At 65.5% G+C, this 23,883-nt stretch carries 20 protein-coding genes; 12 read left to right on the plus strand and 8 right to left on the minus strand.

Annotated features, from left to right (window positions below):
* Positions 1-275 precede the first annotated feature (275 nt).
* Genes ACI2KK_RS25880 through ACI2KK_RS25900 form a run of 5 tightly spaced genes read left to right on the plus strand, consistent with a single transcriptional unit; the run spans position 276 to position 6,388 of the window.
* On the plus strand, positions 276-3,107 hold the full coding sequence (locus tag ACI2KK_RS25880; RefSeq protein WP_404671192.1) for a xanthine dehydrogenase family protein molybdopterin-binding subunit: 2,832 nt from the start codon (positions 276-278) through the stop codon (positions 3,105-3,107).
* Positions 3,100-3,639, plus strand: coding sequence for a (2Fe-2S)-binding protein (locus ACI2KK_RS25885; protein ID WP_404671193.1), 540 nt, complete (start codon positions 3,100-3,102; stop codon positions 3,637-3,639). The genes ACI2KK_RS25880 and ACI2KK_RS25885 overlap by 8 nt, the downstream gene beginning before the upstream one ends.
* Before the next feature lie 2 nt (positions 3,640-3,641).
* A complete protein-coding gene (locus ACI2KK_RS25890) occupies positions 3,642-4,853 on the plus strand; it encodes a c-type cytochrome (RefSeq protein ID WP_404671194.1) in 1,212 nt (403 codons plus the stop codon).
* Between the two features lie 3 nt (positions 4,854-4,856).
* The gene (locus ACI2KK_RS25895; RefSeq protein WP_404671195.1) at positions 4,857-5,828 is read left to right on the plus strand and encodes an XdhC family protein; all 972 of its coding nucleotides are present in this window, start codon (positions 4,857-4,859) and stop codon (positions 5,826-5,828) included.
* Positions 5,825-6,388 carry an NTP transferase domain-containing protein gene (locus ACI2KK_RS25900; protein WP_404671196.1) on the plus strand — a complete coding sequence of 188 codons (564 nt, stop codon included), beginning with the start codon at positions 5,825-5,827 and terminating at the stop codon, positions 6,386-6,388. The genes ACI2KK_RS25895 and ACI2KK_RS25900 overlap by 4 nt, the downstream gene beginning before the upstream one ends.
* A gap of 438 nt (positions 6,389-6,826) precedes the next feature.
* Here ACI2KK_RS25900 and ACI2KK_RS25905 read toward each other — a convergent pair whose 3' ends face one another.
* From ACI2KK_RS25905 to ACI2KK_RS25920, 4 genes are all read right to left on the minus strand, one after another.
* On the minus strand, positions 6,827-8,095 hold the full coding sequence (locus tag ACI2KK_RS25905; protein WP_404671197.1) for a M12 family metallo-peptidase: 1,269 nt from the start codon (positions 8,093-8,095) through the stop codon (positions 6,827-6,829).
* Between the two features lie 446 nt (positions 8,096-8,541).
* A complete protein-coding gene (locus ACI2KK_RS25910; RefSeq protein WP_404671198.1) occupies positions 8,542-10,134 on the minus strand; it encodes a zinc-dependent metalloprotease family protein in 1,593 nt (530 codons plus the stop codon).
* Positions 10,135-10,243: 109 nt separating this feature from the next.
* Positions 10,244-10,495 carry a hypothetical protein gene (locus tag ACI2KK_RS25915; RefSeq protein ID WP_404671199.1) on the minus strand — a complete coding sequence of 84 codons (252 nt, stop codon included), beginning with the start codon at positions 10,493-10,495 and terminating at the stop codon, positions 10,244-10,246.
* 12 nt (positions 10,496-10,507) lie between these two features.
* On the minus strand, positions 10,508-10,999 hold the full coding sequence (locus tag ACI2KK_RS25920) for a DUF4142 domain-containing protein (RefSeq protein ID WP_404671200.1): 492 nt from the start codon (positions 10,997-10,999) through the stop codon (positions 10,508-10,510).
* Positions 11,000-11,407: 408 nt separating this feature from the next.
* Here ACI2KK_RS25920 and ACI2KK_RS25925 point away from each other — a divergent pair, with 408 nt between their 5' ends.
* The 4 genes from ACI2KK_RS25925 (at position 11,408) to dksA (ending at position 16,040) form a co-directional block, all read left to right on the plus strand.
* On the plus strand, positions 11,408-12,976 hold the full coding sequence (locus tag ACI2KK_RS25925) for a diguanylate cyclase (protein WP_404671201.1): 1,569 nt from the start codon (positions 11,408-11,410) through the stop codon (positions 12,974-12,976).
* 619 nt (positions 12,977-13,595) lie between these two features.
* Positions 13,596-14,156: a DapH/DapD/GlmU-related protein gene (locus ACI2KK_RS25930; RefSeq protein WP_217885206.1), complete on the plus strand. Its 561-nt coding sequence runs from the start codon at positions 13,596-13,598 to the stop codon at positions 14,154-14,156.
* 2 nt (positions 14,157-14,158) lie between these two features.
* The gene (locus ACI2KK_RS25935; protein ID WP_404671202.1) at positions 14,159-15,496 is read left to right on the plus strand and encodes a dihydroorotase; all 1,338 of its coding nucleotides are present in this window, start codon (positions 14,159-14,161) and stop codon (positions 15,494-15,496) included.
* Between the two features lie 136 nt (positions 15,497-15,632).
* Entirely contained in the window at positions 15,633-16,040 is a 408-nt protein-coding gene (gene dksA / locus ACI2KK_RS25940) for an RNA polymerase-binding protein DksA (protein WP_369986566.1), read from the plus strand.
* On the opposite strand, the gene ACI2KK_RS25945 is transcribed toward dksA, so the two are convergent.
* Entirely contained in the window at positions 16,037-16,750 is a 714-nt protein-coding gene (locus ACI2KK_RS25945; protein ID WP_404671203.1) for an MgtC/SapB family protein, read from the minus strand. The two genes, dksA and ACI2KK_RS25945, sit on opposite strands and share 4 nt — an antisense overlap.
* A 403-nt stretch (positions 16,751-17,153) precedes the next feature.
* On the opposite strand from ACI2KK_RS25945, the gene ACI2KK_RS25950 reads away from it, so the two are divergent.
* From ACI2KK_RS25950 to ACI2KK_RS25960, 3 genes are all read left to right on the plus strand, one after another.
* A complete protein-coding gene (locus ACI2KK_RS25950) occupies positions 17,154-17,738 on the plus strand; it encodes a sterol desaturase family protein (RefSeq protein ID WP_404671204.1) in 585 nt (194 codons plus the stop codon).
* Positions 17,739-17,853: 115 nt separating this feature from the next.
* Positions 17,854-18,714 (plus strand): RNA ligase family protein, encoded by an 861-nt coding sequence (locus ACI2KK_RS25955; RefSeq protein ID WP_404671205.1) that lies wholly within the window; start codon positions 17,854-17,856, stop codon positions 18,712-18,714.
* A gap of 14 nt (positions 18,715-18,728) precedes the next feature.
* The gene (locus ACI2KK_RS25960) at positions 18,729-19,874 is read left to right on the plus strand and encodes an AAA family ATPase (protein WP_404671206.1); all 1,146 of its coding nucleotides are present in this window, start codon (positions 18,729-18,731) and stop codon (positions 19,872-19,874) included.
* Between the two features lie 211 nt (positions 19,875-20,085).
* Here the strand turns inward: ACI2KK_RS25960 and ACI2KK_RS25965 are convergent, their stop codons facing one another.
* The 3 genes from ACI2KK_RS25965 to ACI2KK_RS25975 form a co-directional block, all read right to left on the minus strand.
* A complete protein-coding gene (locus ACI2KK_RS25965) occupies positions 20,086-20,865 on the minus strand; it encodes a pyrroline-5-carboxylate reductase family protein (RefSeq protein ID WP_404671207.1) in 780 nt (259 codons plus the stop codon).
* Between the two features lie 9 nt (positions 20,866-20,874).
* On the minus strand, positions 20,875-22,194 hold the full coding sequence (locus ACI2KK_RS25970; protein ID WP_404671208.1) for an NAD(P)/FAD-dependent oxidoreductase: 1,320 nt from the start codon (positions 22,192-22,194) through the stop codon (positions 20,875-20,877).
* Between the two features lie 215 nt (positions 22,195-22,409).
* Positions 22,410-23,783: an MFS transporter gene (locus ACI2KK_RS25975; protein WP_404671209.1), complete on the minus strand. Its 1,374-nt coding sequence runs from the start codon at positions 23,781-23,783 to the stop codon at positions 22,410-22,412.
* Between the last annotated feature and the right edge of the window lie 100 nt (positions 23,784-23,883).

Below are 23,883 nucleotides of genomic sequence, written 5' to 3' on the forward strand. Positions count from 1 at the left end.
CCCCCCCCCCCCCCCCCCCCCCCCCCCCCCCCCCCCCCCCCCCCCCCCCCCCCCCCCCCCCCCCCCCCCCCCCCCCCCCCCCCCCGCTCCTACACAGAGCGCCATTCGGGTTTGCGCCCGCGACAAGTTGCCCGGTTGACTTCCGTCGGTGTAACAAGATGTTGATCTTGACTTAAAGGTCAGTTTTTGTGATCGTGCGCGGCCTCAGGCTGCCAGTGCGCAGCCACACGCATCAGAAAAACAAGGGCAGCGCCTGACTGCCCCGAGGATCAACCATGTCCAACCGTGATATTTCCCGGCGCTCGTTCCTGCAAGGCGGGCTGGTGGCCGGTGTCGGCGTGACCCTGGCGCCGCTCGGCAGCCAGGCGTTCGCCGCCCTGATGGAAAACCGTGTCACCACCTCGCCGCAGAAGTGGATGAAGCACGACGGCCAGGCGCGTTTTCGTAACGACGCGCTGTCGAAGGTGTGCGGCAACAAGGTGTTCGCCCGTGATATCCGCGCCAAGGACATGCCCGGCTGGCCGCAACAGCAGGGCCACGCCATGCTGCTCAAGGCGACCAAGGCCGACCGTATTTACGCAGGCTTTGACCTGGCGCTGCTGGGCGCCGGCCTGCAGCCGGACCGCATCGTCACCGCCGACGACCTGAAAAAGGACGGCATCGCCTGGCCCGAAGCCCACTCGCCAGACCCGCTGCTGCCGCCTGGCCAGGTGCCGATGTTCATCGGCCACCCGGTGGCGATCCTGATCTGGAACGACTTCGAGCGTTACCGCAAGGCCAAGGCCAAGCTGCAGTTCAACGACCAGGCGATCCGCTATGGCGCCCAGGCCCCGCTGTACCAGCGCGACCCTTACGGGAGCTTCCGTTTCGTGCGGGTGGGCGGCAATACGCCGTTCGACGAGGACGAATACTCAAGCCTGAAGAACACCATGCTGTTCCCCACCATCCTGGCCCGCAAGCCGGTATGGACCGCCGAACCCAAGCAGCACGGCAACCTCACCGAGCAGGGCATGTTCTACGCCCAGCGTATCGACCAGCAGCTCAAGGCACCGCCGGAAGACTGGCTGCTGTTCGACGAGCGCTACAAAACCCCGTCCATCGAGCCGGCAGCGCTCGAGCCGGACAACGGCAACGGCTGGTACGACCCGGCCACCGGCACCCTGCATTTCGTCGTGGCCACCCAGTGCCCGTTCGAAGTGGCGCAGGAGTGCGTGCACATGATCAAGCCGTCGCGCTTTGCCCTGAAACACCTGAACGTGCACCCGGGCTACACCGTCGGTTACGGCTCCAAGGACAACAACATCTTCGTGTTCTACGCCGCGGTGGCTGCGCTGTACGGCGCCGGGGTGCCGATTCGCCTGGCCAACGACCGTTACGAGCAGTTCCAGAGCGGCATCAAGCGTCACCCGTTCGATATCCGCTACCAGCTGGCGGTAGACAAACGCGACATGAGCTTCAAGATTTTCCGCGCCGAAATGACCGTCGATGGCGGCGGGCGCATCAACTACAGCCCGTCGGTGGCGGCGGTGGGCGCCACGGCTGCGCAGTCGATCTACTACATGCCGCAGAACGACCTGTCGGTGACCGCCTACCACTCGCGCGGTGTCGAGGCCGGCTCCATGCGCGGCTACGGCACCCTGCAGAGCATGGCCGCCACCGAAATGATGGTGGATGAGATCGCCGGTCGCCTGGGCGTCGATGCCATCGAGCTGCGGCGCAAGAACGCGCTCAAGTCGGGCATGAAAAACACCCAGGGCGCGGTGCCTGCCGGTGCCCTGCGCCTGCACGAGATCCTCGACAAGGCCGCCGAGCATGAGTGGTGGAAAAACCGCGACGCGCGCAAGCGCGCCGAGGACGCCAAGGACCACGACAACTGGTACGGCGTGGGCTTTGCCATCACCCAGAAAGACTTCGGCACCGGCTCCGAGGCGCCGATGGCGGCCATCGAGTTCAGCGCCGACGGGCAGATCACCCTGCGCCATATCGGCACCGAGCTGGGTACCGGCATGTCGACTTCGCAGGCCCTGGTGGTCAGCGACTTCCTGGGCCGGGTTGCCGACCATGTGCAGACCGCCCAGACCGAATGGCCGGAGCTGGCCCTGAGCACCAGCGGCAACCCCTACCTGATCAGCCAGGCCGAGCAGGACGCCGCGCTGCGCGACCCGCGTTGGGTCGGCAAGCTGGCTTCGCCTTCGTCGGCGACCAACTCGGCGTTCTACTTCAGCCATGCCACCCGTGAAGCTGCGCGGGTGCTGTTCAACCACGGCCTGTGGCCGGCGGCCATGGCGCTGTGGAGCCAGGGCCCGTTTGGCGGCCAGGCCAACCCGCTGGTGGTGCGTCGCGAGAATGCGGTGTGGGTCAACGGCGAGCTGACCGGCAACGGCCTGGCGCCAATCCCGTTTGCAACGCTTGCGAAAAAAGCCCACGAAATGGGCCTGGTCACCGGCGCGAGCGTGCATGGGTTCAACCGTTGGAGCTGGGCCGAGGCCGATTTCGTCATCGATGGGGTGCGCGAGCGCCTGCCGCTGGACGCCCTGGCGGTGAAGTACGGCGACGGCGCAGTAAACGCCAAGAAAGCCCAGATGAGCAGCGCCGGCTTCCACCTGCTGGACCGGCAGAACGCCGAGTACCCGGCCACCCAGCTGAACAACGCCATGGTCACCTACTACAGCCCGGTGGCGACCATCGTCGAAGTGAAGGTGAACAAGGGCAGCGGCGAGGTGCAGGTGCTCAACCACCACAGCTGGGTCGAATGCGGCCGCGTGCTGGTGCCCGAACTGGTCAAGGGCCAGCTGGAGGGCGGTATTGCCATGGGTATCGGCCATGCGCTGCTCGAAGAAATGCCGCTGTACGAGGGCGGCCCGGGGGAGGGTGACTGGAACTTCAACCGCTACCGCCTGCCGATGGCCAAACATGTGGCGGTGTGGAAGCAAACCTCGGAGATTCTGCCGCCGCTGTCACCCACCGACCCGTCCAAGGGCATCGCCGAGGTGGTGATGATCCCGGTGGTCGGTGCCATCGGCAACGCCGTGGCCCATGCCATCGGCAAGCGTGTCCGCGACCTGCCCATCACCCCCGCCCGCGTCAAGGAGGCCCTCAATGGCTGACCGCAAGCTGCAACTGACCCTTAACGGTCAACCTGTCGTCACCGAGGTGGTCCCCGATGACCTGGCGATGCTCGACTATCTGCACGAATACCAGAACCTCACAGGCTCGCGCCTGGGCTGCGGGCAAGGCATCTGCCACGCCTGCGTGGTGATCGTCGACAACCCCGACGGCACCAGTGAAGAGGTGCGCACCTGCATCACCGGCGCGCACTACTTCGAAGGCAAGAAGGTGCGCACCATCGAGGGCCACGCGAAACTGGACGAGGCCGGTAACCCGGTCGAGCTCAACCCGATCCAGCAAAAGTTCGTCGACAAGTTCGCCTTCCAGTGCAGCTACTGCGCCCCGGGCTTCGTCAACGCCGCCACGGTGCTGGTGGAAAAGGCCCAGCGCAAGCCGCTGAGAAAGAGCGAGCTGGAGGACGCCATCGAGGCAAGCCTGGGCCACCACGTGTGCCGCTGCACCGGCTACGTGCGCTACTACGAGGCCACCCGCGATGTGCTGGGCGACCTCGGCCTGGTCAAGGAGGGTTGAACATGACACGTGTTCTGAGCAGCCTGGCCCTGGCCATCGGCGCGGTGTTCGCCCTCGGCGTGCAAGCCGCTGATCAAGGCCTGATCAAGCGCGGCGAGTACCTGGCCCGCGCCGCCGACTGCATGGCCTGCCACACGGCAGAAGGTGGTGCGCCCTATGCCGGCGGCCTGCCGATCCATTCGCCGTTCGGCACCATTTATGGCACCAACATCACCCCGGACAAGCAGCATGGTATCGGCAACTACAGCCAGGATGAGTTCTTTGCGGCGCTGACCGAAGGCAAGCGCAAGGACGGCGCCAACCTGTACCCGGCCATGCCGTACACCTCGTATCACCTGATCAAGCGTGAAGACTCCGATGCCATCCACGCCTACCTGATGAGCGTGGCGCCGATCAACCGGCCGGCCCCGGTCACCAGCCTGAGCTTCCCGTTCAACGTGCGCACCGGCCTGATGGGCTGGAACCTGCTGTACGGCAAGAGCGTGCAGGTGGAAGAGGGCAAGGGCAACAGCGAGGCGTGGAAGCGCGGCCAGTACATGGTCGAGGTGCTCGGCCACTGCGGCGAATGCCACACTCCGCGCAACCCCATCGGCGCGCTGGAGCAGGACAAGCGCATGAGCGGCGGCCTGCTGATGGGGTATCTCGCCCCCAGCCTGCTGGCCAAGGACCTGGCCGAGCGCGGCTGGAACCAGGCCGACCTGGCCACCTTCCTCAAGCACGGCATGAGCGCCCAGGGCAGCATGTTCAACGAGATGTACCCGGTGGTGCACCACAGTACCCAGCACCTGGAGGATAGCGACCTGTCGGCCATGGCCACCTACCTGCTGGGTGACCAGCCGCCAGCGGCCAAGGTGGTGCAGGCGGTGGCCCACGAAACCCTGGGCGAAAGCGCCAAGCGTGGCCGCCAGCAGTACCTGAACGTGTGCGCCGGCTGCCATGGCGTGGACGGCGAGGGCAAGCCGCATATCGCCGTGGCCATGCAGGGCAACACCGTGCTGCGCCAGGGCGACTCGCGCAACCTGGTCAAGGCCATCGTCGACGGCATTCGCGAGCAGCAGTTCACCGGCTTCGAGCGCATGCAGCCGATGCCAGGCTTTGCCGACAAGCTCGACGACCAGCAGCTGACCGACATGGTCAACTACCTGCGCGAAGCCTGGGGCGGGTTGCCGGGCGACTTCACCCAACAGCAGCTGGCCCAGCTGAAGGCGGACTGAACCGTGCAGCATCTCGACCTGCAGGTGGTGCAACAGGCGGGGCAGTGGGCCCGCGACGGCTTGCGCGTGTGGCTGTGCACGGTGCTTTGCACCTACGGCTCGGCGCCCCGTGCGCCGGGCTCGCTGCTGGCAGTGAGCGAGAGCGGGCACTGGGTCGGCTCGTTGTCCGGCGGTTGCGTCGAGGAGGATTTCCTCGAACGCGTCGCCGCTGGCGAGTTTGCCAGTTGCGTGGCGGTAGTGCGCTATGGCGACGGCAGCGACAGCCGCGGCAATATTCGCCTGCCGTGCGGGGGCATCCTCGACGTGCTGGTAGAGAACCTGCCGGGCGACTGCGCAAGCCAGGCACACCTGGCGCAACTGGAGGCGGCGCTGCTGGGGCGCCGGCGCTTGCTGCGCGAGGTCGACCTGGACAGCGGTGCGTTGCAGTTGCACGACGACCACAGCCAGGGCCCACGGGTGGAGCAGGGCGAGGGCTGGGTGCGGTTACGCATCGGCGCTGCCCAGCGCCTGCTGCTGGCGGGCTATTCGAGCGTTGCGCATTTTTGCGCCGAGTTCGGCAAGGGCCTGGGTTTCGAGGTGGTGCTGTGCGACCCGCGGGACGAGGTAATGGACAACGTGGTGCTGGGCGGGATAGAAATTCGCCGTGAACTGCCCTCGCTGTTCATCGCCAATGGCGGCTGCCACCGCGACACCGCGGTGGTGGCGCTGACCCACGACCCGAAAATCGATGACCTGGCTATGCTCGAAGCGGTACGTACCGAAGCTTTCTATATAGGGGTGATGGGCTCACGCGCCACCTCCGACAAACGCCGCGAACGCCTGCGCCGCATCGGCGGGCTGAGTGACGGCGAGATGGCGCGCATTCACGCGCCCATCGGCCTGAACCTGGGCAGCAAGACCCCGGCGGAAATCGCCCTGGCGGTGCTGGCCGACATTCTGCGTACCCGCAGCGGCGTCGCCCGCGAGGCGCTGTGACGGTCGTCGCGCTGGTACTGGCGGCGGGGCAGGGCTCGCGCTTTGGCGCCGACAAGCGCCGCGCCGTGCTGGGCGATGGCCGCAGCCTGTTGCAGCACAGCGTCGAGCGCGCCCTGGGCGTGTTCGATGAGGTACGGGTGGTGCTGCGGGCCGGGGAAAGCGCTGCACAGCTGGGCTTGCCGGCGCAGTGCCGGGTGGTGCCCAGCCCGGATGCGGGGTTGGGTATGGGGCATAGCCTGGCGGCGGGCGTCGCGTCGCTGTCAGATAGCCAGGCCACGGCTGTTGCGATCTTGCTGGGCGACATGCCCTGGATCTTGCCGCAAACCTTGCGTGAACTGGCCAGCCAGGCCGCCGCGCCACGCATCGTGGTGCCGCGCCATGGCGGGCACAATGGCCACCCGGTGTTGTTCGGGCGGGACTTCTGGGGTGAGTTGGCCGCGTTGGGCGGCGATGAAGGGGCGCGGTCGGTGCTGCAGCGGCATCGCCAATCGGTGGTGTGGCTGGATACCGAGGACGGTGGCGTGTTGCGCGATGTGGATGTGCCGGGGGCGTTGGGTTGAGTTCTTGTATTGCCTGAGCCGGCCCTATCGCCGGCAAGCCGGCTCTCATAGAACAAACTACAACTCATTGATTTAGCAGGGGCCTGTGGGAGCGGGCTTGCCCGCGAACACCGGCGAAGCCGGTGCCAGACACCGCGTCGCCTGCTTCGCGGTGGTCCGGCACTCCGGCAAGCCCGCTCCCACAGGTACCGCGGCGGGCTCGTGCCCAGTTCTCTGCGCGACAGCGCAGCCCGAAGGGCTGGGTGATCTCCTACAGTGATCGCACCAGCTTCGGGCCTGTGCTGTACCTGTAGGAGCCGGCTTGCCGGCGATAGGGCCTGACTTGTCTGCGTCGCTCGACGATCCAATAAAACTTCACGCCCCGGCAGCTTTAATCTATGCAACCACGAAAGCTTGCCCGCCGCTGCCATTGATGAAGGATCTCCCCCCAGGCAGATCTCAGGGTTGCGGCGTCAACGGATAGAAGGCCTCGATCGTGGCCCTGCGCTCGTTGAGGCGGCGTGCCGCGTCGGCGTTGTCGGGGTCGCCTATGGCACGCCCGTTGTATTTTACGTCTGGGTTGGAGAAATACGGGATGGCCCCACGCGCGTCTATCATCTGGGTATGCAAGCCGCTAGCCTTGTCTTCAAAGCCGTAGCCATAGGGCGGTACGCTCGGACTCGGGGACGTCCAATGATGCGTGACGCCTAGATTGTGCCCCAGCTCATGCGCCAGTGCGACACTGCAACGGACCAGTGAATGGGTGTTGTGCTTCCCTGCTGTAATCCATGCACGGCCGCAGACATCTCGTGCTCTCGAGGCCAAAACGACAAAGTGCGCGGACCGCTCTTCACGCACCGGGTGGATGGCAGCCCCCAAGGGCTGGCTGATTGCCATGTCACGAAGTTGCACCGGGGAGTCCTTGCCGGTTTCATCGTAGTCGGCGTCGTAGTAACCGGCTGAGCTCAGCTCGATGCTCACGTTACTGTTGGCGAAGTACTCGTTGGCGTCTTGCAGCGCCAGGAGCATCTCATCGTGCCAATTGGGGTTGTGCGCTCGCATCTGGTCGGTTGACACCATCAGCACCCGCAGTTTGCTGGGTGCCGAGCCAGGTGCTGCCTGCGCAGGGGCAGCCTGTCCTGGCGCTTCATCGGCTACCAGCGGCTCGCCATGTGGCAGCAGTTTCGTTCCGTCGACCTTGATCAGGGCATGGGTGGTAGCAGCGATGTTGTTGAGCGCATACACCTGGCCATCGACAACGATGCGTCCCGAGATTTTTTCACCTTGCCGCACCAGTGAAAGGTAGTAGCCAGGGTCGAAACTGATCTCGCCTTTTGCACCGGCGAGGGCCTGAGCGGACGATGAAGGGATATAGCCCACCACCCCCGTGATGCCGGGGTACAGCGTGTTGTAATTGCGCAACTGGAAGGTAGTGCTTTGCCCCGAGGGCAGGGTAACGACGAGCTCACGGGTATCTGCACTGACCACATCAGCGGCTACGTCCACCAGGGTGATATGCGTGTTGGCCGGCTCTGTCGCCAGGTGTGCCAGGTAATCCCTGGCCGCCGTCTCGAGCGATTGCGCCGTAGGCGCATGCCGGGAAGTGATCAGGTTTGGCGGCGAGTCGGTCAGTGCCCCGTTGGGCAGTACAGAGGCAGTGGCCACGGAGGTTGCCAGTGGGCCGAGGCACAGGGCCAGCAGCCAGGGTCGGTAGATTGCGTTGATCATTGCTTGCTCCTGAGGAAAGTTGGAGCAATCAGCAGACCAGAGCAGCGCCTTGGTCGTCTGCTAGTACAACTACGAGGTGAATAGATGTAATGCGAAGTTCAGTTGCCCACCTTGAGCGCCAGCTAGGCTTTGTACGAAAAGTAGCCGAGCGGCGATCAGGCAAGGCGAAAACAGGCGAGGAACGGTCGGAGTCGCGCTCGACTTTGCTGGTTGCAAATGAGCATTCCGAGCCTGTTTTCAACGCAGCATGATCGTCGCGCAGGCACTTTTCGTACAAAGCCTAAGGCCGAGGCGAATACCACAACCACAAGCCAAGATGGCTGGCGCTCCCAGGACTTTGTGCATGGCGCTGCTGCGCCATGGCTAAGACTGAATGGAGGACAACTGCCTCGTTGCGCCGGGGGCCAACCCCCGACGCAAGAAAAAAGGCCAGGCCAGGCATCGACTCAGTAGTAGCGGATGGCGCGTACCTCGGCCCCTGGTGTACCCACGGTGGTGCGCTTGAGCCCAGGTGGCAGGCCTTCATCGCTTGTCATGTCAGGCAGGTGCCAATCCCCCACATAACCCCCTTCGAAGCAATCCAGCACCGTAGGTGAGTCATAGGCGTCCTGCAGGCACAACTTGCCCCCCTGGAAGTTGGCAACTTTGATGGAATGTACCCCAGCATCCCAGCGCTTCGGGCCGGCGCAGTCGGCCAAGGCGAAACCGCTGCCGGGGACAACGCTGCTGTTGCAGCTTTGGTCCGAGAAGTTAGGGGATGCGTAGACGGTCATGTCCATGGGGCCTGGTGTGTAGAAGGCCTCGATCGTAGCCCTGCGCTCATTGAAGCGCCGTGCTGCGTCGGCGTTTTCCGCGTTGCCCATGGGGTTTTGGATGTGGTTGACCAACGGGTTGGAGAAGAGCGGGAGGGCCCCGTGCGACGTTTTCATCTGGGTATGGAAGCGGGCAGCCTTGTCTTCATAGCCGTAGCCATAGGGCGGAACGCTCGGTGATGGAGACGTCCAATGATGAGAGGCGCCCAGATTGTGCCCCAGCTCATGCCCAAGTGCGCCGGTGCAACTGACCAGTGAATGGGTATTACCCTTCACTGCCGAGACCCAGGCGAGACCGCATACATCCCGTGCTTTCGAGGCCAGAACCACGAAATGCGCCGACAGTGCATCGCGTATCGGGCGCACGACAGCCCCCAGAGGCTGGGCGGTTGCCAGGTCACGCAACTGCATCGAGGAGTTTTTGCCGGTTTCATCGTAGTCGGCATCGTAGTGGCCGGCCAAGGTCAGCTGGATGTCCACTTCGCTGTTGGCGAAGTACTGGTTGGTGTTTTGCAGCGCTTGTGCCATACCCAGCAGCCAATTCGGGCTTTGCGCGCGCATCTGGTCAGTCGACACCATCAGCACACGCAGGTAGCTGCGAGCCGTGCGCGGTGTGGTTCGGGCGGGGGCAACTTGCGTTGTGTCCTGGTCGGCTACCAGCGGTTCGCCATCGGGCGGCAGTTTGCTTTCATCGACCTTGATCAGGGCGTGGGTGGTGGCGGCGATGTTGTCGAGTTCATACAGCTGGCCATCGACAACGATGCGCCCCGAGAGCTTTTCACCTTGCTGCGCCAGCGACAGGTAGTAGCGGGGGTCGTAACCATTCTGGCCGGTTGCATCAGTGAGGGCGTCAGGCGCAGATGACGGGACATAGCCCACCACCCCGGTGATGCCTGGGTACAGCGTGGCGTAGTCGCGTAGCTGGAAGGTGGTGCTTTGCCCGGAGGGTAGGGTAACGACGAGTTCACGGGTGTGTGCATTGACTACATCAGGGGCTACGTCCACCAGGGTGATATGCGTGTTGGCCGGGTCTGCCGCCAGGTGCGCCAGGTAATCCCTGGCCGTTGTCTCGAGCGATTGCGCCGCAGGCGCATGCTGGGTAGTAAGCAGGTGCTGCCTGGTGCCGGGCAGTGCCCCGCTGGACAGCGCAGAGGCAGTGGCCATGGAGGCTGCCAGAGGGCCGAGGCACAAGGCCAGCAGCCAGGGGCGGTAGAGTGCGTTGATCATTGTTTGCTCCGAAGTAAAGTTGGAGCAATCAGCAAGCCAGAGCAGCGCCCCAGGCGTCACCTTGCAGAACTGCGAGGTGACGTGGGTTTGGATAGGTGCTTTACCAGGTTCAGCCGTCGACCTTGTGCGCCGCCTCGACCCCGGCAGAAGAGAGCTTGATCGGGTAGCTCACGCTCAGTTGCTGGCTGTGGTCGACACTGATGCTGCCGGCCTGGATCAGCCCGTGTTCCTGCAGGGTCTTGAGCACACTGGCCACGGCTTTCTCGCCGCGGTAGTTGTCGAGAATCTCCTTGCCCAGCCCTTGCGGGTGGGCGTGCAGCAGGCGGGTCAAGAGTTCGGTTTGCAGTGCGGTATCGCTCATGGGGTACATCTCCTACTTGCCGTGGCTGGCCTGCAGTTGCTTGGCCATGTTCAGGTGCTGCTCCAGGTTGGGCAGGGTTTCGTTGGCAAAGGCCTTGAGTTCGGGTTTGTCGGACGATTCACCCTCACGCTTGAACAACTCGACGGCCTTCTGGTGGGCGTCGACCTGGTTGTTCAGGTAGGCGCGGTCGAACGACTCGTCGCGCATTTCGAGGATCATCTTGCGTGCCTTGTCGGTAAGGCCCGCCTCGTTGGGGATGTCGATGTCCAGGCGCTGGGCCAGGGCCATCAGTTGCTGATTCACCTCGGTGTGCTTGTTGATCATCAGCTCGGCGAAGGCGCGCACATCGGCGGCCTGGCTTTTTTCCAGGGCGAGCCTGGCGGCTACCACCTCGGCGATGCCGCCTTCCACCGCCGCGTCAACGAAGTCATCGGAAGCGGCGAACGCCGCCGGTACCGTGCCGAGCGCCAGGGCAACTGCCAGTGACAGGGGTTTGCAGGTCATGGCGAACTCCTTTGCAGGTGGCGCGACGTCAGTGTCGCGTACAGTTGAGCCCGGCACCGGGGCAAAGGTTTGATTTGATTATGTGGGCCGCGCCGAAAGGCACCCTGACGTTACAAGTGGGGCTGCTTTGCAGCCCTTCGCGGGCAAGCCCGCTCCCACAGGTACAGCGCCAGCTTGAGGCCTTGCACGCCCCTGTGGGAGCGGGCTTGCCCGCGAAGGGCCGCACAGCGGCCCCGATTCCGTTAACTGGCAGGTATCGCCGTAAAGCCTGCAATCAGGCCATTGCCGCACCCGGGGCGCACCTCTACAATCCGCGCGGCCAAGCCCCGGCCAAGCCCCGGCCAGGCCACGCGCAGGCACGCTGGGCTATAGTCATGGGCGGCAGACACTCGATGACAAGGGACTTCAATGTGTGCAGCCAGAAAACAGCCTGAAGACGGCCTCTTCGCCCTGACCAGCGAGCAACGCGCGGTGTCGTTGTTCCGCCTGGTGCTGGCGTTCATGGCGGTGGTCATGCTGGCCTTCATGTTGGTGGAAGGCTGGCGCATCTGGCGTGACTACCGGGTGGCTTTCAGCAGCGCCGAGAACGCCGTGACCAACCTGGCCCGGGCTACGGCCCAGCACGCCGAAGACGCTATCCGCCAGGTCGACGCCATCACCGCTGCGCTGGCCGAACGCCTGGAAGGCGACGGCTTCGAGCATATCGACCGGCCACGCCTGCACGCCTTGCTCAAGCAGCAGGCGCGAATCATGCCGCAGTTGCACGGTTTGTTCGTCTACGCCCCCGACGGCAGCTGGGTGGTCACCGACCAGGACGCGGTGCCCGCGGGCGCCAACAACGCCGACCGCGACTACTTCATCTACCACCGCACCCACACCGACCGCCAGGTGCGCATCGGCTCGGTGGTGCGCAGCCGCTCCACGGGCGATTTGATCATCCCCATCTCGCGGCGCCTGGACTACCCCGACGGGCGCTTTGCCGGGGTGTTGCTGGGCACCATCAAGGTGGACTGGTTCGTGCGCTACTACGGCGACTTCAAAATCGACGAGCGCGGTGCCCTGGTGCTGGCCAAGCGCGACGGCACCATTCTGGTTCGCCGGCCCTTCGTCGAGCAGGTGATCGGCCGCAGCCTGCAGGCCAGCGATATCTTCCGCAAGTACCTGCCATACGCCAGCGAAGGGGTGGCCGAGGCGGTGGCGGTAGTCGACGGCACACCGCGGCTGTATGGCTTTCGTGCGCTCGGCAGCTACCCGCTGGTGGTGGAGGCGGGGCTGTCGCGCGAGTCGATCATCGCGCCCTGGCGCCATGACATGATCAAGTCGGTGGTGGTGCTGGTGTTGCTGCTGATTGGCCTGGCGGCGTTTGGCTGGGTGGTGCTGCGCCAGTTGCGCGAGCGTATCGCCATCGAGCGCGCCCTGCACCAGGCCCACCAGACCCTCAAGGCCCTGGCCCTGACCGACAGCCTCACCGGGCTGGGCAACCGCCGCCGGCTGGATGCGGTACTGGAGCCGGAAATCCGCCGGGCGCGCCGGCAGGGGTATTCACTGGCGCTGGTGATGCTCGACCTTGACTACTTCAAGGCCTACAACGACCGTTACGGCCACCCGGCTGGCGACCAATGCCTGCGGCGTTTTGCCGAGCTGCTGCAGCAGGCGCTCAAGCGCCCTGGCGACCTGGCGGTGCGCTATGGCGGCGAGGAGTTCACGCTGCTATTGCCCGACACCGATGCCCAGGGGGCCAGCCAGATCGTGCAGGAAATACTGGCGCTGTTGCGCCGCCAGGGCATTGAGCATGGCGGCAGCCCGCTGGGGATCGTTTCGACCAGTGCCGGGGTTGCCGTGGGCGCACCGACGCTTGAGGCGCTCACGCCGGAGAACCTGATGGCCGCCGCCGATGCCGCGCTGTACCAGGCCAAGCGCCAGGGGCGGGACCGGTATTGCCTGGCGGGGAGTGTGGAAGTTCCAAGCCAGGCTTGAAAGTTATGAGGAACCTGCGGGAGCAACTGCCTTGCGGACTCTTGGGCCCGTTCCTCGGCCAGTATCTCCCGCAATCGCCCATCCAGCGCCTCGAAGCCCAGCCGCGCATAGAACGGCAAATTCCACGGCACCTCGGGGATGGCGCGCACTTGTTGCACTAACTGGCCCTATCGCCGGCAAGCCGGCTCCTATGGAACAAATCACAACTCGTTGATTTAACGAAGATTCTGTGGGAGCGGCTTCAGCCGCGAACACCGGCGAAGCCGGTGCCATCCTGCGCGGCGCCTGCTTCGCGGCTAAAGCCGCTCCCACAGGTGCCGGGGCGCGCTTGCGGCCGTAGTTCCCTGCGCGACAGCGCAGCCTACGAGGCTGGGTGGGCTCTCATGAAACAAAATCTAAACCTTTGATTTATAAGGTTACCGTGGGAGCGGGCTTGCCCCGCGATAGCGATGCTGAGGCTGGCACCGCTGTCGCGGGGCAAGCCCGCTCCCACGCTGTGTTCCCTGTGCGACAGCGCAGCGCGAAAGGGCTGGGTGACCTCCTACAGAAAGCGGGGGTTGCAAGAAAAATGTTATAAAGTAACATTTGCTGGATTCCACTTCCTGCAAGGCGCCCCACCGTGATCCGCAAGAACCCCTCCGGCCACCTCCCGCAAATCGCCATATCGGCCTACATCGACCCGACCGCGATCATCTGCGGCAAGGTGATCATCCACGACAACGTGTTCGTCGGCCCCTACGCGGTGATCCGCGCCGACGAGGTCGACGCCAGCGGCGACATGCAGGCGATCGTCATCGGCGCCAACTCGAACATCCAGGATGGCGTGGTGATCCACTCCAAGTCCGGCGCTGCCGTGCGTATCGGCCAGTACAGCTCCATCGCCCATCGCTCCATCGTGCATGGCCCATGCGAGGTGGGGGACCGGGTGTTCATCGGCTTCAACAGCGTGCTGTTCAACTGCAAGGTCGGCGACGGCAGCGTGGTGCGGCACAACTCGGTGGTCGATGGCCGCGACCTGCCGCCACGCTTCTACGTACCGCCCACCGAGCACATCGGCCCACACACCGACCTTGCCAAATACCCGCCAGTCAGCGTGTCGGCTTCGGAGTTTTCCGAGGATGTGGCGCGCACCAACATCGACCTGGTGCAGGGTTACAAAGCCCTGCAGAACGAGTTTTGAGCATGGACGATCTGATCGTTCGCAACGCCCGGCTGGTCAACGAGGGGCAGGTGTTCGATGCCGACCTGCTGGTGCGCCACGGCCGCATCGAGCGCATTGGCGCCAGCCTTTACAACGTGCAGGCCCGGCGCGAGATCGATGCCGCAGGCGCCTACCTGCTGCCGGGGATGATTGATGACCAGGTGCACTTTCGCGAGCCCGGCGCGCCGCACAAGGGCAGCATCGCCAGCGAGTCGCGGGCGGCGGTGGCGGGGGGCATCACCAGCTTCATGGACATGCCCAACACCAACCCGCCCACGCTCACCCGCGAGGCGCTGGCCGACAAGCAACGGCGGGCAGCCAGCCACTCAGTGGCCAACTATGGCTTTCACTTCGGTGTCAGCCGCGACAACCTCGACACCATCGCCGCGCTGGACCCGCGCGAGGTGGCCGGCATCAAGGTGTTCATGGGCGCCTCCACCGGCGACATGCTGGTGGACGACCCGCAGGTGCTGGAAAAGCTGTTTGTCTATGCCCCGACCATTGTGTTGGTCCATTGCGAACACACCCCGAGCATCCTGGCCAACGAAGCGGCCTGGCGCGCGCGCCATGGTGAGTTCATTCCGCCGGCTGCGCACCCGCTGATTCGCGATGCCGAGGCCTGCTATCGCTCGTCCAGCCTGGCGGTGGAGCTGGCCCGGCGTTTTGGCACGCGGCTGCATGTGCTGCACCTGACCACCGCGCGGGAGCTGGCGTTGTTCGGGCCGGGCCCGGTGACGGGCAAGCGCATCACCGCCGAAGTGTGCCTGCACCACCTGCTGTTCGACGACAGCGACTACGCAAGCCTGGGCCACCTGATCAAGTGCAACCCGGCGATCAAGACCGGCAGCGACCGCCAGGCGTTGCGCCGGGCACTGGCCGAGGACCGCATCGATGTGATCGGCACCGACCATGCACCGCACACCCTGGAGGAGAAACGCCGCAGCTACGCCCAGGCGCCCTCTGGCCTGCCGCTGGTGCAGCATGCGCTGCCGGCGGCACTGGAGCTGGTCAGCCAGGGTGTGTTGAGCCTGGCGCAGGTGGTGCACAAGACCAGCCACGCGGTGGCCGAATTGTTCGCTATTCGTGACCGCGGGTTCCTGCGCGAAGGGTATTGGGCCGATTTCGCGCTGGTCGAGCGGCTGGCTGCGCCGCGCCCGGCCGCCGATGACCCGATCCTGGCCCGCTGCGGCTGGACGCCGTTTCAGCACCAGGCCTTCCACCATGTGGTGCGCAGCACGGTCGTGTCTGGCCAGCTGGCCTGGTACCAGGGGCAGTTACAACCGCATTGCCAAGGCCTGCCGCTGATGTTCGAGCGCTAGCCTGCGCCCTCTGTAGGAGCCGGCTTGCCGGCGATAGGGCCGGGCCAGCAAGCAACAAGCCTGCTGGCCCCATCGCCGGCAAGCCGGCTCCTACAAGGGCGCAGCGTATTGTCATACCTCACCAGGACTCACCCCCATGACCGAAGCCGAACTGCTCGACCAACCCACCGACGCCTACATGAACGAACCCCAGCGCCAGTATTTTCGCAACCTGCTGCTGGCCCAGCGCGGCGAGCTGCAAAGCCGCATCGACCAGGAGTTTCGCGCTCTGCGCGAACACGAGGTGCACAGCGACCCGGCCGATATCGGCAGCGCCGAAGAAGAGCGCCACTGGCAACTGCGCTCGCTGGAGCGCGAGAAGAAGCTGTTGGACAAGATCGACCAGGCCCTGGAGCGCCTGGCCCGTGGCGACTATGGCTGGTGCGAGGAGACCGGCGAGCCCATCGGCCTGCGCCGGCTGTTGCTACGGCCAACGGCGACCTTGTGCATCGAAGCCAAGGAACGCCAGGAGCTGCGCGAGCGGCACCTGCGCGCCGAGGGTTAGTCGGCGGCCAAGGGCTGCGCGAGCAATTGCCAGCGTACCGCGCTGACGCCTTTTTCCAGGCTTACCCGGCTGACCAGGCGCTCCAGCGAGGTGGGCGCCTGGGCGGTGCCCAGCAGTTCGGCGCGCACCTCAAGGCGCGTCGCATCGGCCAGGTCCTCGCTGTGCAGCGATTGCAGGCGCAGGCCCGGGTCACTGAGGCTGTGCAGCATCAGGCTGCGCACCTGGATCTCGTCTTCGGCGCGGCACACGATGCGCACCTCGAAGCGCTGCTCGGCCTCGCTGGCCGGCACCACCTCCTGGCGGTCCAGGCGCAGGGCGATATCGCGCAGCAAAATATTGGCGCACAGCACCACCAGGCTGCCCAGCGCCGCCTCCAGCAGCAGGCCAAGGGCGCACAGCACGCCCACCGCGGCGGTGCACCACAGGGTGGCGGCGGTATTCAGGCCGCGCACGTTGAAGCCGTCGCGCATGATCACGCCACCACCAAGAAAACCGATACCCGACACCACATAGGCGGCAATGCGCGAGGCGTCACTGGGCAACATGCCTGGCACCGCCTGGGTCATCAGCACGAACAGGCAGGCGCCGGTGCTCACCAGCGCGTTGGTGCGCAGGCCCGTCAGGCGCTGGCGCAGTTGGCGTTCGGCACCGATCAGTGCGCCGAGCAGCAGGGCCACGCTTGCGCGCAGCAAAAAGACTTTCCAATCCATAGCGAACCTCGTTCTGCGGGCAATGGCCCGCATGGGCGCCACAATCAGGTGGCGCGAAACAAAAACGATGATTGCGCAGGGCCACGAACCATACCGCCGATGGCGAATGGATCAGAAGGAGGGAAGGTGAACAAACCACCGTCTACCGGGTGCGGCGAGACAGTGGCAGGAACGCTGCCGGACTAGCTCGCCGTGTGGGCCTGTCGCAATCGACTGGGGCTACTGTCCAATGCAGGGTGCTCCTGTGCAGGGAAGGGGGTAAAACTGCGACGCGGACCTTACGCCCGGTACCCGGCAGGGTCAAGGGTGAAATCATGACAATTGCGTCATGGCGAACTTTCCTGCGCCTGGCGCTCCAATGTTACCCTTGTGCCCCGTTATCGCCTCGAACCCGGACCCTTGCATGCTGTACAACCTTGCCGTGCTGTTCGCCACCCTGGTGGCCATGGAGGGCGTCGGCACCCTGGCCCACAAGTACGTGATGCACGGCTGGGGCTGGTGGCTGCACCGCTCGCACCATGAGCCGCACCTGGGCGTGTTGGAAACCAACGACCTGTACCTGGTGGCCCTGGCGCTGATCGCTGCCGGGCTGGTGGCGCTGGGCAAGGCCGGGTATGCGCCGTTGCAGTGGGTGGGGGCCGGGGTGGCGGGGTATGGGCTGGCCTACGTGGTGGCCCACGACGGCTTCTTCCACCGCCACTGGCCACGGGCGCCGAAGCCGGTAAACCGCTACCTCAAGCGCCTGCACCGGGCGCACCGGCTGCACCATGCGGTGAAAGGGCGCAAGGGTAGTGTGTCGTTCGGGTTCTTTTATGCGCCGCCGTTGCGAGTGCTGAAGGGCCAGCTGAAGCGGCGCAGGCCTTTAGCCCCGAACCCGAGCCCCGAGCTTGACCCAGCCACCCCAAATGCTGTTGAATGCGCGCCTTCAACCCCAGCAACCTTTCCCGAAGTGGTGAAGCCAGTGCCCCAAGCCTGCCAACAAGCCTGATACCGACGACGGTCCATCGTGCCTGATGGCTGCCCGCGCCCGTGCGCGGCGGCGCTTCATCGCTGTGCCTGCCTGATCCTGTCGTCGGTTTTTCCCTATTCCCAAGGAGAAACCCATGAACATGGATTTTCGTGCCGACGCGCACACCCTCGAACTGCTCAAGTACCCCCGTACCCCCCACCTGCAAGGCTCGCGCCTGCAGGATGGTGACACTGACGCCGGCCAGGTCCGCTACACCGCGCTGGCCGGCCAGTGGCTGGTTGTGGAAGAAAAACTCGACGGCGCCAACGCCGGCATCAGCTTCAGCGCAGGCGGCGAACTACGCCTGCAATCGCGCGGCCACTACCTCACCGGCGGCGGCCGCGAGCGCCAGTTCAACCTGTTCAAGCAATGGGCCGTGGCTCATGAGCACTGGTTGCTCGGGCGCCTCGAAGACCGCTTCGTGTTGTACGGCGAGTGGCTGCACAAGAAGCACTCGGTGTTCTACGACCACCTGCCGCATTACTTCTGCGAGTTCGACGTGTGGGACCGCGGCACTGGCCAGTTTCTCAGCACCGCCGCGCGCCGGCGCCTGCTCGACGGCGGGCCGGTACTGTCGGTGCCGGTGCTGTACGAGGGCCCGGCGCCGCGCCGCCACAGTGACCTGATGGCGCTGGTCGGCGACTCGCTGGCCAAGACCGAACGCTGGCGCGAGGTATTCGAGCAGGTGGTACAGCGCGAAGGCCTGGACCTGGCCCGCGCCTGGCGCCAGTGCGACCGCTCCAGCCGCATGGAGGGCCTGTACCTGAAGCTCGAGGACGCGCAGCAGGTAACCGGGCGCTTGAAGTGGGTTCGCCAGGACTTCGTCCAGGCCATCCTCGATGCCGACCAGCACCACGCCAACCAACCGTTCATCCCCAATCAACTGGCCGACGGCGTCGACCTTTATGCACCGAGCCTGTCCATGGACTGGCTCGGCCCGCGCCGTGGCTATTGAAGGAGCATTCCGAAATGGAGTTTCGCCAATTGCAACAACTGGTGCCCGAACCTGGGCACGACATGGACGCCGCGGCGTGCCTGGCGGCCATCCCGGCCCTGGCGCGCCTGGCCGACACCCCGCAGGACCCGACCTACCACGCCGAGGGTGATGTGTGGATCCACACCCGCCTGGTAGTCGAGGCGCTGCTGGCCCAACCGGCCTACCAGCAAGCCACGGCCGAACAGCGCTTCGTGCTGTTTTTCGCCGCATTGCTGCACGATATCGCCAAGCCCGACACCACGGTGATCGACCCCGACACCGGGCGCATCGGCCAGCCCGGCCATTCACGCCGCGGTGCGGTGGATGCGCGGCTGCTGCTGTGGCGCGCCGGGGTGCCGTTCGAGCTGCGCGAGCAGGTGTGCCGCATCATCGCCGTGCACCAGCTGCCGTTCTTCGCCCTGCAGGGCGACCGGAGCGGGCGCAGTGCGGAGTTTCTGCTGCACAAGCTGTCGTGGGAGCTGCCGGTGTGGATGCTGTGCGCCATGGCCGAGGCTGACATGCAGGGCCGCCATTACACTGGCAAGGCCGAGGTGCTGATGGCCATCGAGCTGTGGCGCGAGCTGGCGGCCGAGGAGGGCTGCCTGCACGGGCCGCGGGCGTATGCCGACGACTACACGCGCATCCAGTACCTGCGCGGTGCCCGGGTGCACCCGGACTACCCGCTGCACCAACCGGAAGGCTCGCAAGTGGTGATGCTCTCGGGGTTGCCGGCCAGCGGCAAGGACACGTGGACGGCGAAGTACCACCCGGACTTGCCGGTGGTGTCGTTCGACGATGCGCGCCAGGCCCTGGGCCTGCGCCACGGGCAGAACGAAGGCGCCGCCGCGCATTACGCCATCGACCGGGCCAAGGCGCTGCTGCGTGAGCGGCGGCCGTTCGTGTGGAACTCCACCCACCTGTCGGCGCAGATGCGCAGCCGCACGCTGGACTTGCTGTATGGCTACAACGCCCAGGTGCAGATGGTCTACCTGGAGCGCCCCGAAGCCGAGATCATGCGCCGCAACCAGCGCCGCGACACCTCGCTGCGCAACGACGACATCCGCCGCATGCTGTTCAAGTGGGAGGTACCGTTGCCGACCGAGGCGCACCAGGTGGCGTATCAGGTGGTGACTGGGTGATGAGTCGGTAACCCCTGTGGGGGCAACTGTCTTGCTCAAATTCTACAAGCTGGTGCGATCCCTGTAGGAGCGGCCTTGTGCCGCGAAAGGGGCGCGTAGCGGCCCCAGGTTTTTTGCATCATGCAAGATTGCCGGGGCTGCTGCGCAGCCCATCGCGACGCAAGGCCGCTCCTACAGGGACCGCGCCAGATTCAGCAAGGCCGTTGCCGTCTCAATCCCCCAGCCGTGACCGCGTCAGCAACCCATCCAGCACCACCTCGCAAGCTGCCCCCCAGGTGGCACTGACCGGTTGGTGCATCAGCACCGCCAGGCCAGCGGCGGTGAAGGTGCCGGGGGTGGCGATGGCATCACCCAGCGCCTGCAGGCTGCTGCCGGGCTGGCGCCGGGCGCTGTCCAGGCAGTCCTGCAGGTTGCCCAGCACCAGGGCGCGGGCCTGGTCGGCGGGCAGGCCCTTGTCGCTCAGCCAGTGCTGCAGGTCGTGCAGCAGGTAATAGAACCAGCCGTTCATGCAGGCCGCCACGGTGGCCAGCTCGAAGGCGGCTTCATCGGCCACCACCACCAGTTCGCCCAGTGAACTCAAGGCCTGCTCGGTAAGCGCATCGGCCGGGCACACCACCACGGTGGACTGGTTGTACTGCGCCGCATAGGACAGCATCACCCGCACGCATTGTGCGCCGGGGAAGGCCTTGGCCAGTTGCTCCAGGCTCACCCCGGCCACCAGCGACAGCAGCCGCTGCCCCGGGCGCAGCTGCACCTGCGCGGCCAGTTCGGCGAGCGAGGTGGGGCGTACGCCCAGCAGCAGCGTTTCGGCTGCCTCGACCACCGCCTGGTTGCTTTCCAGCACCTGGCAACCGTGCTCGCTGGCCAGCACTTGGGCGCGTTCGGCATTGCGTGGCGAGAGCAAGATCGCCCCCGTGTAACCGCCCCGGCGCAGGCCGATGACGACTTTTTCGGTCAGCTCGCCGACCCCCAGAATCCCCAGGCTGTGCATGACGCCTCCTTAGCTTTCCAGGCCAGCGCGGCGCTGGCCCCAGTGCAGGTTCAAGTTGACCCCCAGGCTCAGCAACGGCTCTGGCGGGTTGCGGTTGGGGCCGTCGCTGCCGAGCAAAAAGTCGATCAGCTCGTCACGCTCGCCGGCCAGCCAGTCGGCCAGCAGGGTGCCGGTGGCGGTGCCGCGGGTGATGCCCAGGCCGTTGCAGCACAGCGCCGCATGGATGTTCGGCGCCAGGGTGCCGAAGTGCGAAAGGTGGTTGCGCGACAGGCACATCGAGCCGCCCCAGGTGTAGTCGAAGGGCGTGCCGGCAAGCATCGGGAAGCGCCGCTCGAACGACTCGCGGTGCTGGCGCGCGGCCCGTTGCAGGTGGCGCTGGCTGGCCTGGCCATTGGCGTTGAAGCTGAAGCTGTTGCGCACCAGCAGGCGTTGGTCGGGGGTGCGGCGCAGGGTGCTGCCGAACGGGTCGGCGGGGATGATGCCCCAGGTGGCCTTGCCGCCCAGGCGCGCCTGTTCTTCTTCATTCAGCGGGCGGGTCATGCTGGCGTAGGTGAAGATTGGCAGCAGGCGGCCAGTGAGGAAACCGAAGTGGCTGGCAAAAGCGTTGTTGGTCAGCAGCAACTGGTCGGCGACGATCTCGCCGTTGGCGTGCTTGAGAGTGACCCGCGCGCCCTGGTCGATGGCGGTGATCACCGTGTTTTCGTACAGGGTGACGTTAGCCGGCAGGCTGTCGGCCAGGCCCTTGGCCAGGGCTGCCGGTTGCAGCAGCAGGGTGCCGGGGGTGTACAGCGCCTTGCGGTAGAAACCGGTGCCGAAGTGCTCGGGCAGGTCGCGGGTGTCGATCATCTGGTAGGGCTGGTCGAGCTTTTCCAGGCCGCTGCGGTAAGCCTCCAGCACCGCCAGGCCCTTGCCCTCGATGGCGGCCTGGTACTTGCCGTCCGGGCGCAGCTGGCAGTCGATACCGTGCTGGCTGATCAGCTGGCGCAGGATAGCCTGGGCGCGCAGGTTGAGCTTGAGGTTCATGCGCGCGGTGGGCAGGTCACCGATGTAGTCGGCGGCGCCGATGTCGTGGGGCAGGTCGATGGCAAAGCCCGAGTTGCGCCCCGAGGCGCCGAAACCGACTTGCTGGGCCTCGACCAGAATCACCTCGTCGTCGGGGTGGTGCAGGGCCAGTTGCCGTGCGGCGGCAAGGCCGGTGAAGCCGGCGCCGAGCACCACCCAGCGGGCCTCGCTCCGCCCCCGGTGCGCAGGACGCAGGGCACGTTGCGGGCTGAGGTGGAACCAGCCGCAGCCGTTGTCGTCGGCAGGGGGGGAGGTGTTTCTGTACATGGTGGGTAGCCCGTGTTGTTTTTTGCCGGACTATGGCATTGCACGGGGGCAGGGGATGTAACGGGTATGACGGGTTGTGGGAGGAATGGGCGTTGCACAAAGATCGGATAGCAGGCCCGGGCAGTCACCTGTAGGAGCCGGCTTGCCGGCGATAGGGCCAGAACAGGCAACCTATCAAGCAAAGGGGGCCACGATGGCCCCCAACACGCTCAAACTCAGTGCGTCACAACCTTCATGCTGTCTCGGCGGCTGGCCTCGTAGGCCTCCTGCTCCATGGGCTTGGCCTGCGGGTTGCCCAGGTCTTCCATGGCCAGGCGGTGGGTTTCAGGGGCCAGGTAGGCGGCAAAGGCACACACGCAGGTAATCAGGAACGCCAGGCTACCGACCACCCACGGGATGTTGTCCGAACCCGGTGGCGCCACGGCGGCGAACAGCGCCGGCAGCATGGCGGTGAGCATGGTGCCGATGTTCTGCGCGATGGCCATGGCCGACACCCGGTAGCGGGTCTGGAACAGCTCGGGGTAGAAGCTTGGGAACACCGCGTTGTAGCCCTGGTAGACCATGCCCCACATGACGATCGAAGCGGCGAAGGCCAGCGGTACGTTCTGGATGCTGATGGCGTACAGGTAGACGAACGCCAGCAGGCCCGAGCCCAGGCAGCCGGCGATCATGGTCGGGCGGCGGCCAATCTTGTCCGACAGGTTGCCGACGAAGGGGATCACCAGCACCGCGACGATGTTGCCGACTACCGGGATCCACAGGTACACGCTCTTGTCGAAGCCGATGCCGTAGGCCGGCTGCACCGCGTAGGCTGCGCCGAAGATGGTCGCCACCACCGGGATCACGTTCATCAGGGCCATGAACATCACCAGCACCATGTGCCGGCCGCTGTGGCGGAAGGCCTCGCCGATGGGCGACTTGGCCACTTTGTCCTGTTTTTCTTCCTGCACGAAGGCCGGCGTCTCGTGCACTTCTTTACGGATGATGAAGCCGGCAATCAGCACCACTGCGCTCATCAGGAACGGAATGCGCCAGCCCCACTCGTTGAACGCCTCGCTGGGCATGAAGTAAGCCAGGGGCAGGAACACCGCCGCAGCCATCACCTGGCCGGCCTGTACGCCCTGCAGGGTGAAGCTTGCGTAGTAGCCGCGCCGGCCGAACGGGGCGTGCTCCATGATCATCGAGCTGGCACCGGAGATTTCACCGGCCACCGCAAAGCCCTGGATCAGGCGCAGCACCACCAGCAGTGCCGGGGCCAGCAGGCCGATGTCGTGGTAGGTGGGCAGCAGGCCCACGGCCATGGTCGACAGGCCCATCAGGAACATGCACAGCAGCAGCACGTTCTTGCGCCCGCGGGTGTCGCCCCAGTGGCCGAGCACAAAGGCACCCACCGGGCGCGCCAGGTAACCCACGCCGTAGGTGGCCAGCGAGGCGATGATGGCCATTTTCGGGTCGGTGTTGGGGAAGAAGATCTGCGGGAAGATCAGTGCCGCAGCCTGGGCGTAGATGAAGAAGTCGTAGTACTCGAGGGCAGAGCCGATCCATCCGCTGGCGGTGGCTTTCTTGGCTTGGGAACTTGAGTGGGCCATGTTGTCTCCGTTGTTCTTGTCAGGGGCCGGGGGTCAGCGTGCGCAACGGCTGCGTGGCGCAGCAAGACCAAGGCTGTGATCGGAAGACGAACGAGGCGAT

This window comes from Pseudomonas sp. NPDC089406 (genome assembly GCF_044900265.1).
GTDB classification, from domain to species: domain Bacteria; phylum Pseudomonadota; class Gammaproteobacteria; order Pseudomonadales; family Pseudomonadaceae; genus Aquipseudomonas; species Aquipseudomonas fakonensis.